The 14259-nt window shown below is 63.7% G+C and carries 13 protein-coding genes and 1 tRNA gene; 2 read left to right on the forward strand and 12 right to left on the reverse strand.

Annotated features, from left to right (window positions below; genetic code table 11):
* Nucleotides 1-138 precede the first annotated feature (138 nt).
* From rpoB to ACZYOF_RS10775, 9 genes are all read right to left on the reverse strand, one after another.
* Complete coding sequence (gene rpoB / locus ACZYOF_RS10735; protein ID WP_463715736.1) at nt 139-4257, reverse strand: DNA-directed RNA polymerase subunit beta; 4119 nt, start codon at nt 4255-4257, stop codon at nt 139-141.
* A 437-nt stretch (nt 4258-4694) separates the two neighbouring features.
* Complete coding sequence (gene rplL / locus ACZYOF_RS10740) at nt 4695-5072, reverse strand: 50S ribosomal protein L7/L12 (RefSeq protein ID WP_130577506.1); 378 nt, start codon at nt 5070-5072, stop codon at nt 4695-4697.
* A gap of 56 nt (nt 5073-5128) precedes the next feature.
* On the reverse strand, nt 5129-5647 hold the full coding sequence (rplJ, locus tag ACZYOF_RS10745) for a 50S ribosomal protein L10 (RefSeq protein WP_130577507.1): 519 nt from the start codon (nt 5645-5647) through the stop codon (nt 5129-5131).
* 538 nt (nt 5648-6185) lie between these two features.
* Nucleotides 6186-7142, reverse strand: coding sequence for a 2-hydroxyacid dehydrogenase (locus ACZYOF_RS10750; RefSeq protein WP_463715737.1), 957 nt, complete (start codon nt 7140-7142; stop codon nt 6186-6188).
* A gap of 94 nt (nt 7143-7236) precedes the next feature.
* Complete coding sequence (gene rplA / locus ACZYOF_RS10755; protein WP_130577509.1) at nt 7237-7929, reverse strand: 50S ribosomal protein L1; 693 nt, start codon at nt 7927-7929, stop codon at nt 7237-7239.
* Between the two features lie 6 nt (nt 7930-7935).
* On the reverse strand, nt 7936-8364 hold the full coding sequence (rplK, locus tag ACZYOF_RS10760) for a 50S ribosomal protein L11 (RefSeq protein WP_282531866.1): 429 nt from the start codon (nt 8362-8364) through the stop codon (nt 7936-7938).
* A 103-nt stretch (nt 8365-8467) separates the two neighbouring features.
* Nucleotides 8468-8998 carry a transcription termination/antitermination protein NusG gene (gene nusG, locus ACZYOF_RS10765; RefSeq protein WP_130577520.1) on the reverse strand — a complete coding sequence of 177 codons (531 nt, stop codon included), beginning with the start codon at nt 8996-8998 and terminating at the stop codon, nt 8468-8470.
* 20 nt (nt 8999-9018) lie between these two features.
* A complete protein-coding gene (secE, locus tag ACZYOF_RS10770; RefSeq protein WP_016840554.1) occupies nt 9019-9210 on the reverse strand; it encodes a preprotein translocase subunit SecE in 192 nt (63 codons plus the stop codon).
* 216 nt (nt 9211-9426) lie between these two features.
* Nucleotides 9427-9502, reverse strand: a tRNA-Trp gene (locus ACZYOF_RS10775).
* A gap of 153 nt (nt 9503-9655) precedes the next feature.
* On the opposite strand from ACZYOF_RS10775, the gene ACZYOF_RS10780 reads away from it, so the two are divergent.
* Nucleotides 9656-10876: a serine hydrolase domain-containing protein gene (locus ACZYOF_RS10780; RefSeq protein ID WP_463715738.1), complete on the forward strand. Its 1221-nt coding sequence runs from the start codon at nt 9656-9658 to the stop codon at nt 10874-10876.
* 92 nt (nt 10877-10968) lie between these two features.
* On the opposite strand, the gene ACZYOF_RS10785 is transcribed toward ACZYOF_RS10780, so the two are convergent.
* Both ACZYOF_RS10785 and ACZYOF_RS10790 read right to left on the reverse strand, forming a co-directional pair.
* Nucleotides 10969-11736, reverse strand: coding sequence for an SDR family NAD(P)-dependent oxidoreductase (locus ACZYOF_RS10785; RefSeq protein ID WP_130582334.1), 768 nt, complete (start codon nt 11734-11736; stop codon nt 10969-10971).
* Nucleotides 11737-11810: 74 nt separating this feature from the next.
* Nucleotides 11811-12518, reverse strand: a complete 708-nt coding sequence (locus ACZYOF_RS10790; RefSeq protein WP_463715739.1) for a histidine phosphatase family protein — start codon at nt 12516-12518, stop codon at nt 11811-11813.
* Nucleotides 12519-12668: 150 nt separating this feature from the next.
* Here ACZYOF_RS10790 and ACZYOF_RS10795 point away from each other — a divergent pair, with 150 nt between their 5' ends.
* The gene (locus ACZYOF_RS10795) at nt 12669-13454 is read left to right on the forward strand and encodes an SDR family NAD(P)-dependent oxidoreductase (RefSeq protein ID WP_463715740.1); all 786 of its coding nucleotides are present in this window, start codon (nt 12669-12671) and stop codon (nt 13452-13454) included.
* An 87-nt stretch (nt 13455-13541) separates the two neighbouring features.
* Here the strand turns inward: ACZYOF_RS10795 and ACZYOF_RS10800 are convergent.
* Nucleotides 13542-14259 (reverse strand): integrase core domain-containing protein (locus ACZYOF_RS10800; RefSeq protein WP_463715741.1); only part of this gene is annotated, 718 nt, incomplete at its 5' end.

Genomic DNA, 14259 nt, shown 5'->3' on the forward strand with positions numbered 1-14259 from the left:
AGGCGGGGCATCCAGTAATCACCGCAGCCGCGGGTTACTGGATCGTCCGCCGGAGCTTGTCATCGGGCCGGCCTTTTGCCGGACCCGTTGGCGGACGATGACGGCGGCAAAGGCGGCGTCACCGCCGCCTTCACGAAATTACTCGGCCGCTTCCGACGTCGGCGCCGGTCCCACCTTGGAATTGTGCAGGTCGACGTTGAGGCCGAGCGAGCGCATTTCCTTGACCAGCACGTTGAACGACTCGGGGATACCGGCCTCGAACGTGTCGTCGCCGCGCACGATCGCCTCGTACACCTTGGTACGGCCGGCGACGTCGTCCGACTTCACGGTCAGCATCTCCTGCAGCGTGTAGGCCGCGCCATAGGCTTCCAGCGCCCACACCTCCATTTCGCCGAAGCGCTGGCCGCCGAACTGCGCCTTGCCGCCCAGCGGTTGCTGGGTGACCAGCGAGTACGGGCCGATCGAGCGGGCGTGGATCTTGTCGTCCACCAGATGGTGCAGCTTCAGCATGTAGATGTAGCCCACCGTCACCTTGCGATCGAAGGGATCGCCGGTGCGGCCGTCATAGACGGTCGACTGGCCGGAGGCGTCGAAGCCGGCAAGCTTCAGCATCTCCTCGATGTCGGCCTCCTTGGCGCCGTCGAACACCGGGGTTGCGATCGGCACGCCATGGCTCAGATTGCGGCCCAGCTCGATCAGCTCGTTGTCGTTCAGCGAGCGGATCGTTTCATCGTCGCCATAGATCCTCTTCAGGGTCTCGCGCAGCGGCTTGAGATCCTGCCTCTGGTAATAGGCGTCGATGGTCTGGCCGATGCGCCTGCCGAGGCCGGCGCAGGCCCAGCCGAGATGCGTCTCGAGGATCTGGCCGACGTTCATGCGCGAGGGCACGCCGAGCGGGTTCAGCACGATGTCCGCATGCGTACCATCCTCAAGGAACGGCATGTCCTCGATCGGCACGATCTTGGACACCACGCCCTTGTTGCCGTGGCGGCCGGCCATCTTGTCGCCGGGCTGGATCTTGCGCTTCACCGCGACGAAGACCTTGACCATCTTCATCACGCCGGGCGGCAGTTCGTCGCCGCGCTGCAGCTTTTCGACCTTGTCGAGGAAGCGCTGCTCGAGCCCCTTCTTCGACTCGTCGTACTGCTTACGCATCGCCTCGATCTCGGCCATCAGCTTGTCGTTGGGCGAGGCGAACAGCCACCACTGCGACTTCGGATACTCATCGAGCACCGCGCGGGTGATCTTGGTGTCCTTCTTGAAGCCCTTCGGACCGGAGATGCCCTGGCGGTTCTCCAGGAGCTCGGCGAGACGGTTGTAGACGTTGCGGTCCAGGATCGCCTGCTCGTCGTCGCGGTCCTTGGCGAGACGCTCGATCTCCTCCCGCTCGATCGCCAGCGCACGCTCGTCCTTGTCGACGCCGTGGCGGTTGAACACGCGGACTTCCACGATCGTGCCCTGCACGCCCGGGGGCACGCGGAGCGAGGTGTCGCGGACGTCGGAGGCCTTTTCGCCGAAGATGGCACGGAGCAGCTTCTCTTCCGGCGTCATCGGGCTTTCGCCCTTCGGCGTGATCTTGCCGACCAGGATGTCGCCGGCGCGCACTTCCGCGCCGATATAGACGATGCCGGCTTCGTCGAGGTTCTTCAGCGCCTCTTCCGAAACGTTCGGAATGTCGCGCGTGATTTCCTCCGGACCCAGCTTGGTATCGCGGGCCATCACCTCGAACTCCTCGATGTGGATCGAGGTGAAGACGTCGTCCTTCACGATCCGCTCGGAGAGCAGGATCGAGTCTTCGAAGTTGTAGCCGTTCCACGGCATGAACGCGACCAGCACGTTGCGGCCGAGCGCGAGCTCGCCGAGATCGGTCGACGGACCGTCAGCGATGATGTCGCCCTTCTTGACGATGTCCCCCACCTTCACCAGCGGACGCTGATTGATGCAGGTCGACTGGTTGGAGCGCTGGTACTTCATTAGACGGTAGATATCGACGCCCGACTTGGTCGGATCGAGATCTTCCGTGGCGCGGATGACGACGCGGGTGGCGTCGATCTGGTCGATCACGCCCGAGCGGCGGGCCGCAATCGCGGCGCCCGAGTCCCGGGCAACCACGCCTTCCATGCCGGTGCCGACGAACGGCGCCTCGGCGCGAACCAGCGGCACCGCCTGGCGCTGCATGTTCGAGCCCATCAGCGCGCGGTTGGCGTCGTCGTTCTCAAGGAACGGAATCAGCGCGGCGGCCACCGAAACGAGCTGCTTCGGCGACACGTCCATGTAGTCGACCTTGTCAGGGGTCACCGGCAACACTTCGCCGGCGTGACGGCAGACCACGAGGTCTTCGGTGAAGCGGCCCTTCGGATCCAGCGGCACGTTGGCTTGCGCGACGCGGTAGCGGCCCTCCTCCATCGCCGACAGGTACACCACCTCGTCGGTGACGCGACCCTCCTTGATCTTTCGGTAGGGCGTCTCGACGAAGCCGTACTTGTTGACGCGCGCAAACGTCGCGAGCGAGTTGATCAGGCCGATGTTCGGACCTTCCGGCGTCTCGATCGGGCAGATACGGCCGTAATGCGTCGGGTGCACGTCGCGCACCTCGAAGCCGGCGCGCTCGCGGGTCAGACCGCCCGGGCCAAGCGCCGACAGGCGCCGCTTGTGGGTGATCTCCGAGAGCGGGTTGGTCTGGTCCATGAACTGCGAGAGCTGCGAGGAGCCGAAGAATTCACGCACGGCGGCCGCCGCCGGTTTCGCGTTGATCAGGTCCTGCGGCATGACGGTGTCGATATCGACGCTCGACATGCGCTCCTTGATCGCGCGCTCCATGCGGAGCAGGCCGATGCGGTACTGGTTCTCCATGAGTTCGCCGACCGAGCGCACGCGACGGTTGCCGAGATGGTCGATGTCGTCGATCTCGCCCTTGCCGTCGCGCAGGTCGACCAGCGTCTTGATGACGGCGAGGATGTCTTCCTTGCGCAGCGTGCGATGGGTGTCGGGCGCATCGAGCTCGAGGCGCATGTTCATCTTGACGCGGCCGACCGCGGAGAGATCGTAGCGCTCGGAATCGAAGAACAGCGACTGGAACATGGCCTGCGCCGAATCCAGCGTCGGCGGCTCGCCCGGACGCATCACGCGGTAGATGTCGAACAGCGCGTCCTCGCGCGTCATGTTCTTGTCAGCCGACAGGGTGTTGCGGATATAGGCGCCGACGTTGACGTGGTCGATGTCGAGCAGCGGCAGGTCCTTGTAGCCCTGCTCGTTGAGCGACTTCAGGAGCTTCTCGGTGATCTCCTCGCCGGCTTCGGCGTAGATCTCGCCGGTCTTCGGATTGACGAGGTCCTCGGCGAGGTAATTGCCGACCAGTTCCTCATCCGACAGACGCAACGCCTTGAGGCCCTTCTCCTGCAACAGGCGGGCTTGGCGAACGGTGAGCTTCTTGCCGGCCTCGAGCACGACCTTGCCGGTGTCGGCGTCGATCAGGTCGTTGACCGTGGAATAGCCGCGGAAACGGTTGGCGTCGAACGGCACGCGCCAGCCTTCCTTGGTCCGCTTGTAGCTGATCTTCTTGTAGAAGGTCGAAAGGATCTGCTCCCCGTCGAGACCGAGCGCGTACATCAGCGAGGTCACGGGAATCTTGCGGCGGCGATCGATGCGCGCGAACACGATGTCCTTGGCGTCGAACTCGATGTCGAGCCAGGAGCCGCGATAGGGGATCACGCGCGCCGCGAACAGGAGCTTGCCCGAGGAGTGGGTCTTGCCCTTGTCGTGGTCGAAGAACACGCCCGGCGAGCGGTGCATCTGGGAGACGATGACGCGCTCGGTGCCGTTGACGACGAAGGTGCCGTTCATGGTCATGAGCGGGATGTCGCCCATGTAGACGTCCTGCTCCTTGATGTCCTTGACCGACTTGGCACCGGTCTCCTCGTCAATATCGAACACGATGAGGCGCAGCGTCACCTTGAGCGGCGCAGCGAAGGTCATGCCGCGCTGGCGGCACTCGTCGACGTCATATTTCGGCGGCTCGAACTCGTAGCGCACGAACTCCAGCATTGAGGTGCCGGAGAAGTCCGAGATCGGGAACACGGAACGGAACACGGCCTGCAGGCCTTCGTCCGCCCGCCCCCCCTGGGGCTCATCGACCATCAGAAACTGGTTGTAGGACGCCTTCTGAACCTCAATGAGGTTCGGCATCTCCGCGACTTCCTTGATGTGACCAAAGAACTTGCGTACGCGTTTGCGACCGGTGAATGTCTGCTGCGCCATCGGGGCCTCTCATTTTCGCCGCCCTTTTGGGGCGTACCTTCCGGAGCGCGGCTGCCACCGCGCCCGGGTTGAATTTCGATTCGTTTCGAAGGAACAAGGGCCAAATTCAGGAACCAAATCCTCAATTCGTTCTTGTCACCTTCAAAACGCAAAAGGACGCGCGGGGCGCTTGACGCACCCGCCCGTCAAAACTTCTCGCTTCACGGACTGAAAAAGCCCGAAATCTGCCTGTCTCCCAACGGTTCCCGTGGAAGCCCTGCCGCCCCCGCCGCCAACCGTGTTTTCCGCTGCCACCCCGATATGGGGCGGCGATCATGGAGATTCGAGGGTTAAGTCTACGAATCCCCACACTTTTTTGTGTATAACCCGTAGCGCGACAACCCGTCGCACGCCTTTTGCATGGCGGGGGCGCGCCGGGCGCACCCCCGCCTCGCGCATTACTTGAGTTCGACCTTCGCGCCAGCCTTTTCGAGCTGGGCCTTGATCTTGTCGGCTTCTTCCTTGTTGACGCCTTCCTTGACCGGCTTCGGAGCGCCTTCGACAAGGTCCTTGGCTTCCTTCAGGCCCAGCCCGGTGATGGCGCGGACTTCCTTGATGACCTCGATCTTCTTGTCGCCGGCCGCAGCCAGCACGACCGAGAACTCGGTCTTTTCTTCGGCCGGAGCGGCGGCGGCGCCACCAGCGGCGGGACCAGCCACTGCCACGGCAGCGGCGGCGGACACGCCCCACTTCTCTTCCAGGAGCTTTGCGAGTTCGGCCGCTTCGAGCACGGTGAGGCTCGAGAGGTCGTCGACGATTTTCTGCAAGTCAGCCATTGATCTGTTTCCTTAAACGTTTGGTTCGAACCAGGGTTTGAGTTTTGCGAAGGGCGTCAGGCCGCTTCGCCCTTTGAGGCATGAGCCTGAATGACGCGCGCGAGCTTGGCCGCGGGCGCATTGGAGAGCTGGGCGAGCTTGGTCGCCGGGGCCACGATGAGGCCGACGATCTTGCCGCGCAGTTCGTCCAGCGACGGCAGCGAGGCAAGCGCCTTGACGCCATCGACATTCAGGACGGTTTTACCCATCGAGCCGCCGAGGATGACGAACTTCTCGTTCGCCTTGGCGAAATCGATGGCAACCTTTGGCGCCGCAACCGGATCGTTGGAGGTAGCGATCACGGTCGGCCCCTTCAGAAGGGAGCCGATGGCAGCGACGTCAGTGCCTTCAAGAGCAATTTTGGCGAGACGGTTCTTCGAGACCTTCACCGAGGCGCCCGCCTGCTTCATCTGCATGCGCAGCTTCTGCATTTGGGCGACGGTGAGGCCGGAATAGTGAGCAACGATCGCAACGCTCGTGGTCTTGAAGACCTCGTTGAGCTGTTCGACCGCCTCTTTCTTTGCCGCTCGTTCCACAGCAAGCTCTCTCCGGTTGGCGGTCTTTCGCTCGCGCGGGACCGCCGGGTTGCACCCATCGTCCCACCCAAACCTTATGCCTCGGGACCGAAGTCCGAGGGACACGCCGGGCAAGACGACATTCTTGAAGCCTGCCCTCCCGTCGGCCTTTCGGCCGCGGGCTGTCGAGGTTCGAACCAAGTCGGCTTCTGCAAGGCCCGCTTAAGGCTCCGCGCGAAGCAAATCCGGTTTTCACCCGTCTATGCAGGCCATGCGATTAAGCCGTTGAAAAACCGAAGTTTGTCGCGGGCGCCTGCAGTCTCGGACAGGATCGAGGCCAACGGCTTAAGCCGCAGCCCCTGCCCTCATCCCAACGGGGCCGACGGGGTCGCTTCCTTTCGAGCAATCTAAGTGGATTGCCTGGAAGGAAAACTCTCCTATCGAGCCAAGTTTTCGGAATGCGAGCACGAGCGTGCCAGCGACCGCCAGCACGCCCGGAGGACGCTATTTAGCGGCTCCGCCCTCACTTGCCAAGAGCAAAATTCGGGCCGCGGACAGATCAGGCGAGCCGAACCTGATAAGGCAGCGGTTTGCTGGCGAAAAATGCCTCGAGATTGGCCAGCACGCAGTCCTGCATCGCCACATGCGATTCCAGGGTGTGGCCGCCGATATGTGGCGTGAGCACCACGTTCGGCAACGCGGTGAGCGCGTCCGGCGCGTGCGGCTCGGTTGCGTACACGTCGAGACCGGCACCGGCGATGGCTTGGTCCGACAGTGCCGCGAGCAGCGCGGCCTCATCGATTACGGAACCGCGCGAGATGTTGACGACGAAACCGTCGCGGCCGAGCCGGCGGAGGATATCGGCATTGACGGCGTGGTTGTTGTCCGGCCCGGCCCGCACCGCGATCATCAGGACGCTGCACCAGTCGGCCAGCGCCTCGAGGCTCGAAAAATACTGATACGGCACGTCGTGCCGGCTGCGGCTGAAATAGCCGACTTCGGTCTCGAAGGCGGCGACGCGCGCGGCAATCTTGCGGCCGATCTCGCCCATGCCATAGACGCCGACCCTGCGGCCGCGCATGCCCGCCTGCGGCCGCATCATCGGCGATGGTTTTGCCCCCGCCCAGTCGCCGCTCCGCACATAATTGTCCGCGACCGGCAGCCGGCGGACCGCCGCCAGCATCAGCGTCACCGCAATGTCGGCCACCGAGGCCGCATTGGCACCGGGGCTGTTGCCGACCGCGATGCTGCGCTTCGCGGCAGCGGCAAGATCGATGCCGTCATAGCCGGTGCCGTAGCAGATGATCGCGCCGAGCTTCGGCATCATGTCCATGGCGTCGGCCCCGAGCCGCCCACTGCCGCCGGCGGTGATCAGCGCCCGGATGTCGGCGAGTTCCGCGGCCGAGAACACCTCGTTCGGCCGCTTGCCGGCAGCGTTCAACAGTTCATAGCGCTCGCCGAAGCGCTGGAACTGGGCCTTGGGAAAGCGCGAATAGATCAGGACCTTATCGGGCATTGTTGTTCTTTCCTGCAAGCTACGCCACGCCGTAAAGCAAAGGGCGGAACCGGCTGCCCGATCCCGCCCTCTTTATCATGCGCCATGCCGGCGGTTAGCCGAGCAGCGTGCCCGGCTCGACCTTCACGCCCGGGCCCATGGTGGAGGAAACCGCCACGCGCTGGACGTAAGTGCCCTTGGCGCCGGCCGGCTTGGCCTTGACCACAGCATCCGCGAGCGCCTTGATGTTCTCGACCAGCTTGTCCTCGGAGAACGAGGCCTTGCCGACGCCAGCCTGGATGATACCGGCCTTCTCGACGCGGAACTCGACCGAGCCGCCCTTGGCGCCCTTCACGGCGCCGGTGACGTCCATGGTCACGGTGCCGATCTTCGGGTTCGGCATCATGCCGCGCGGACCGAGCACCTTACCGAGGCGGCCGACCAGCGGCATCATGTCGGGGGTGGCGATGCAGCGGTCGAAGTCGATATTGCCGGCCTGCACCTTCTCGACCAGGTCTTCGGCGCCGACGACGTCGGCACCCGCCGCCTTGGCCTCATCCGCCTTGGCGCCGCGGGCGAACACGCCGACGCGAAGCGTGCGGCCGGTGCCGTTCGGCAGGGTCACCACGCCGCGCACCATCTGGTCGGCGTGACGCGGGTCGACGCCGAGATTGATCGCGACCTCGATGGTCTCGTCGAATTTCGACTTGGCCCGCTCCTTGACCAGCTTGATGGCGTCCGCGAGCGGATAAAGCTTTTCGCGGTCAATACCTTCGCGGGCCTTCTTCAAACGCTTTCCGATTGCCATGGCGCCTTACCCCGCAACTTCCAGACCCATCGAACGGGCAGAGCCCTCGACCATCTTCATGGCCGCTTCGACGGTGTCGCAATTGAGATCCTTCATCTTCTTCTCGGCGATCTCGCGCACCTGCGCTTTGGTCACCTGGCCGGCCTTGTCGCGGCCCGGCGCCTTCGAGCCGGACTGGATCTTGGCAGCCTGCTTCAAGAAGTAAGACATCGGTGGCGTCTTCATCTCGAAGGTGAAGGAACGATCCGCATAGATGGTGATGACCACCGGGATCGGGGTGTTCTTCTCTTCCTTCTGCGTCTGGGCGTTGAACGCCTTGCAGAATTCCATGATGTTGAGACCGCGCTGACCGAGCGCGGGACCGATCGGTGGCGACGGGTTCGCCGCACCGGCCGGGACCTGAAGCTTCAGGTATCCGGTCACTTTCTTTGCCATGTATCACTCCTGTTGTGCCGGACATTGTCCGGCGGGTTCAGGTTCCGTGGTTCGGACCGGGAGCGGTTGGCGACCGCCCCCTTCCTCCCACGTCCTCTTCAAATCAGACCTTCTCGACCTGACCGAATTCCAGTTCGACCGGGGTGGCACGGCCGAAGATCGAGACAGCGACCTTCACGCGCGAGCGCGCCTCGTCGATTTCTTCCACCACGCCCGAGAACGAGGCGAACGGCCCGTCGGCCACCCGCACATTCTCGCCGATCTCGAACGACACCGAAGCCTTCGGCCGTTCCACGCCCTCCTGCACCTGGTGCAGGATCCGCATGGCCTCGGCTTCCGAGATCGGCATCGGCTTGTTTTCCGCGCCCAGGAAGCCGGTCACCTTCGGGGTATTCTTGATCAGGTGGAAGGCTTCGTCGGTGAGCTTCATCTTCACCAGCACATAGCCGGGGAAGAACTTGCGCTCGGCGTCGATCTTGCGGCCGCGGCGGACTTCGGTGACCTTCTCGGTCGGGACCAGCACCTGTTCGAACAGCTCTTCCAGCCCGCGCTGCTTGGCCTGTTCGCGGATCGATTCCGCCACCTTCTTCTCGAAGTTCGAGTAGGCGTGGACGATGTACCAGCGCTTGTCCATGGATTGCGTTAACGTGCTCATCAGTGGATGCCCAGGATGAGGGTAATAAGATAGCGGATGATCTGGTCCGCGGCGAAGAAGAAGATCGACGCCAGCGCGACCATCACAAACACCATGATCGTGGTGATCGTCGTCTCACGACGGGTCGGCCAGGTGACCTTGGCGGTCTCCGAGCGCACTTCCTGCAGGAATTTGAACGGGCTGAAAGCCATTCTTTAAAGTCCGCGTCCGTCGTCAGACGATTCAAGTGTTTCAGGAATCCGAACAGTCCTTGAGCGCCCAGCCCTCTCGCGAAGGATGAGCCGGGAAGCAGGCTCGGTGTTCGGGGGATTTAAAGCCGCGCCGGATATCCGCCTTTTAATCGCGGGCCGGCTGCAGGTGGCGGGTATGTACTGCGGGAGCGGTGAAACGTCAAGATATCGACATGCTGGCAGGAGTGGCAGGGCTCGAACCTGCGACCCCCGGTTTTGGAGACCGGTGCTCTACCAATTGAGCTACACTCCTAAGGAACCGAAGCGTCGCCGCCGGTTCGCGCCGTTTGAAGCACAGGGCATGCCCCGAATGCAAGGGTGAAGCGGTAAACACCCTGTTCAAGATCACACTTCTCGGCCAGACTTTGCCCCGACGCCGCGACAACAAGAAGCAACGGGAGAGACCATGACCGCGCAAACCGCCCCCAGGCCGACATCCGCCCCGCAGACGCCACCCCTGCCCTCCGCCAAGCCGGAGCAGCTTGGCCTCTCCAGCGTCCGGCTGCAGGCGATGTCCGACACCTTCAAGCGCGAGGTTGACAACGGAACCATCCCCGGCGCAACCGTGCTGGTGGCCCGCCGCGGCCAGATCGGCTGGTTCGACACCATCGGCCGGCAGGCCCCCGAGGGGGCTCCGATGGCGCATGACACCATCTTCCGCATCTTCTCGATGACCAAACCGATCGTCTCGGTCGGCATCATGATGCTGCTGGAGGACGGCCACTTTCTGCTCAGCGATCCCGTCGCGAAGTTCATCCCGGAATTCGCCGAGACCAAGGTCGGCGTCGAGCACAACGGCAAGCTCGAGCTGGTGCCGGCCAACCGCCCGATGACGATCCAGGACCTGCTCCGCCACACCTCCGGCCTGACTTACGACCACACCGGCAACGGCCTGGTGCAGCAGCTCTATCAGCAATCGCGGCTGCGCAGCCGCAAGATCACCAATGCCGAGCACGCGACCCTGCTCGCGAGCATGCCGCTGATCTGCCAGCCCGGCGCCGAGTTCAACTACAGCCGCTCCACCGACCTCCTCGGCAGCATCATCGAAGTCGTCAGCGGCAAGACGCTCAGTGCCTTCCTGACCGAACGCATCCTGGCGCCGCTGCAGATGACCGAGACCGGCTTCTACACCGGCGAAGAGAATGCAGCCCGGCTTGCCGAGGCGTTTGCGACCGATCCGTGGACCGGCGAGAAGGTGCAGCTGTTCAACATGCTGGAGCAGCCGGCGATGGAATCCGGCGGCGGCGGGCTGGTCTCGACCACGATGGACTATGCCCGCTTCTCGCAGATGCTGCTCAACGGCGGCGCGCTCGACGGCACCAGGATCATCGGCCGCAAGACGCTGCAACTGATGGCGTCGGATCACCTCGGCCCGCACGTGAAGATCCAGGGCACGCTGGTCCCACCCGGCCACGGCTTCGGCCTCGGCTTTGCGGTGCGCACCCATCAGGGCATCGCGCCGTTTCCGGGCTCGGTCGGCCAGTTCTTCTGGAGCGGCGTCGCCGGCACCTTCTTCTGGATCGATCCGGTCGAGGAGCTGTTCGCGGTGTTCATGTCGCAGGGCCCGGGCCAGCGCGACTATACCCGCACGCTGGTCAGGAACGGCGTCTACGCGGCGCTGGACTGACGCTGTCATTCCGGGGCAGCCCGTCAGGGCTGAACCCGGAACCTCGAGATTCCGGGTTCGCACTTCGTGCGCCCCGGAATGACGCTGTGTGTTCAACTGATCGTCGCACCGCCGTCGATCACCACCGTCTGGCCGGTCATGAAGTCGCCGGCCTTCGATCCCATCAGCACCGCGCAGCCGGCGATCTCGTCGGGGATGCCGATGCGCTGCAGCGGCGAGCGCGCGGTCGAGGCTTTCAGGTTCTCCGGATTGTCCCACAGCGCCTTGGCAAAGTCGGTCTTGATCAGGCCGGGCGCGATGCAGTTCACGCGGATATTGTGCTTGCCGTATTCGCAGGCGAGATTGCGCGCGAGCTGCATGTCGGCGGCCTTCGAGATCGCGTAGGCGCCGAGGATGGTCGATCCCTTCAGGCCGCCGATCGAGGACACGATGATGATCGAGCCGTCCTTGCGCTCGATCATCTGCGGCACCACCATCGAGATCAGCCAGTTGTTGGCGACGATGTTGTTCTCGAGGATCTTGCGGAACTGGTCGTCGGAGATGCCGGCCAGCGGGCCGTAATAGGGATTCGACGCCGCGTTACAGACCAGCACATCGATCTTGCCGAAGGCGCGGTTGCTTTCGTCGACGAGGTTCTGAAGGTTCTCCTTGCTCGAGATGTTCGCCGCGACCGCGGCTGCAGTACCCTTGCCGAACTTGCCGTTGATCTCTTTCGCCACCTCGTCGCAGACATCGGCCTTGCGCGAGGAGATCACCACCTTGGCGCCATGCTCTGCCATGCGCTCGGCAATGGCGCGGCCGATACCGCGTGTCGAGCCGGTGATGACGGCGACTTTTCCCTTCATGTCGAATAAGCTCATGTTTCTCTCCCACAAATGATGTCTTGATGTTGGTTCCGAGCTAAGCAGCGTTCGCCATCGCGGACAACTGTGCGTCAGGCGAGCTTGTTCTCCGGCACGACTTCCGGTCCGGCCGGCTGATGCATCGCGGCATGTTTTGCGTCCGCGATCCATGGCTGCTGGTTCACCATCGGCAACCGCCAGAGGCTGGTGTCCGCGCTCGCGAAATGGTCGAGCCGCGTCACCGAACAATTGTCGATGTCGAAGGCAAGTCCCCTCTCCGGCTGGCCGCCGAGCGCCAGACCGACGGCAGCCTTGATCGTACCGCCATGACCGACCGCGATCACGTCCTTGCCGGCTTCCGCGACATTGATCCGCACGATCGCACGGCAGACACGGGTATAGAGATCCATGAAGCTCTCGCCATCAGGCGCGGGCTCGTTGATATCGGCGAACCAGTGGCTGCCGACCGGGCGGCTGGCAAGGAACGCCGCGCGGTTCATGCCCTGCCACCGGCCGAGATGCTGTTCGGCGAAGGCGCCTTCCTTCGCCATGCTGGCAGGCTTCGGAAAGCCCGCAGCCCAGATCGCCTCCGCGGTCTGATGCGTGCGCATCAGATTGCTTGCGTACCAGACCGCGGTGCGCGGCAGGATCTTCGCGACCGCGTCGAACACTTCGCGATCGCTGGTGTCGCATTCAATGTCCTTCTGGCCGTAGATGTTGCCGCCATCGCTGCGCACCGGCGCATGCCGAACCCACCACCACCGCGTCGTGACTACCTTTGACTTGTCAGCATTGGACATCACAAGACCCCTTGAATAGTGTGCACGTGTCCTACGTCAGAGCACATAACGTCTCAAGTGACTTGTCTGAAGTGACTCGGGCGTTTGAAATCTTGTTTGAATTCCGCGCAGCGGCAAGCGCCGATACGCAAAGCTATCAGGGAGAAACACATGGGCCGCCTCGAAGGCAAATCCGTCATCATTACCGGCGCGGGAAGCGGCATCGGGCGCGCTGCCTCTCTGTTGTTCACGAAGGAAGGCGCAAAACTGATCGCGGTCGACCGCGCCGAGGGCGTGAACGAGACCGCAAAGCTCGTCCGCGAGGCCGGCGGCACCGTCGAGGCCGTGATGGCGGATGCAGGCTCCGAAGCCGACGTGAAGGGCGTCATCGATAAAGCACTTTCGAAATACGGCAAGCTCGATGCGATCTGGGCCAATGCCGGTGTCAGCGGCGGCCTGGTGCCGCTCGCCGACCAGACGGTCGAGCACTGGCTGGAGGTGCTGCGCATCAACCTGATCGGACCGTTCCTCGCGATCAAGCATTCGATCCCGCATATGACCAAGCAGGGATATGGTTCGATCATCTGCACCGCGTCGGTGGCGGGGTTGAAAGCCGGCGCCAGCGGACATCCCTACGGCGCCAGCAAGGCCGGCGTCATCAGCCTGGTGCAGACCACCGCCTATTCGCTGTCCGGCACTGGCGTGCGCATCAACGCGGTCTGCCCCGGCCTGATCGAGACCGGCATGACCAAGCCGGTGTTCGACCGCGCCAAGGAGCGCGGCACCTCGGACAAGATCGGCCAGCTCAATCCGCTCAAGCGCCCCGGCCAGCCGCACGAGCTCGCCGCGATGGGACTGTTCCTTGCGAGCGATGAGGCGTCTTACGTCAACGGCCAGGCGATCCCGGTCGATGGCGGCCTCACGGCGTCGATGCCGTACACGGGCAAGCCGATTTAGGTTGCGTAGGTGACGCGCATTCTGAGCAACCGGCGACATGGGTAACACTTCAAACCGACGACATGGGTAACACAATTCTCGTTTCGTTCAGGTCTGCTGTTGCTGGGGCTGTGGACCCTGGGGGCAACGCGCAGCGTTGTCCCCAAGTCCACAGCGCTTGCGCTTTGGTTTTCGGAGTTCATCGCTCTGATAGGCGATGGTGCCGAGCATGATCGGGCCGTAGCTGACGGTCCAGCAGCCCTCGGATTCAGCTAGGCCAACCGGCTCACCCGCCAGAGCCGCGGTGATGTAGACGAACTTGCCATCGAGTTTGATCTCTCCGTTGTGGCGAACCCGGCGGACGTCCTGGTCGCCATAGTCCGGCGAGCGCAGGATGCCATCAAAACGGCGCGGTGAAGCCTGGTAGCGCTCGGCCGGCGTGGCATTGTCGAGCGCCTGGTGCGGGCGTTCTTCGTTGTAACGCTGCTGGAAGGCGCGCAGGCGCTTGAGCTGGTCGCGCAGGCTGTGTGCCGGCGGGTTGGCCGCCTCCTGCAACAGGGTAAGATGCATGCGCTCGTGACGGCCGTTCTGCTGCGGCTTGCCCGGAGCAATGCGTTCCGGCGTGACGCCGGCCTTGATCAGCTTCACCGACAGCCTTGACAGTCCGCCGGCGCCTGTCGACGCAAAGGGGGCGCCATTGTCCGACCGCATGTAACGGGGCAGCCCGAACTCGCGGAACGCGGCGTCGAGCACCGGCCAGACATGCTCGGTGTCCGTGTGCGGCAGCGCCTGGCAGCGCAGAAGGTAGCGGCTATGGGCATCGGTG

Source organism: Bradyrhizobium sp. LeoA1Lang (assembly GCF_055413685.1).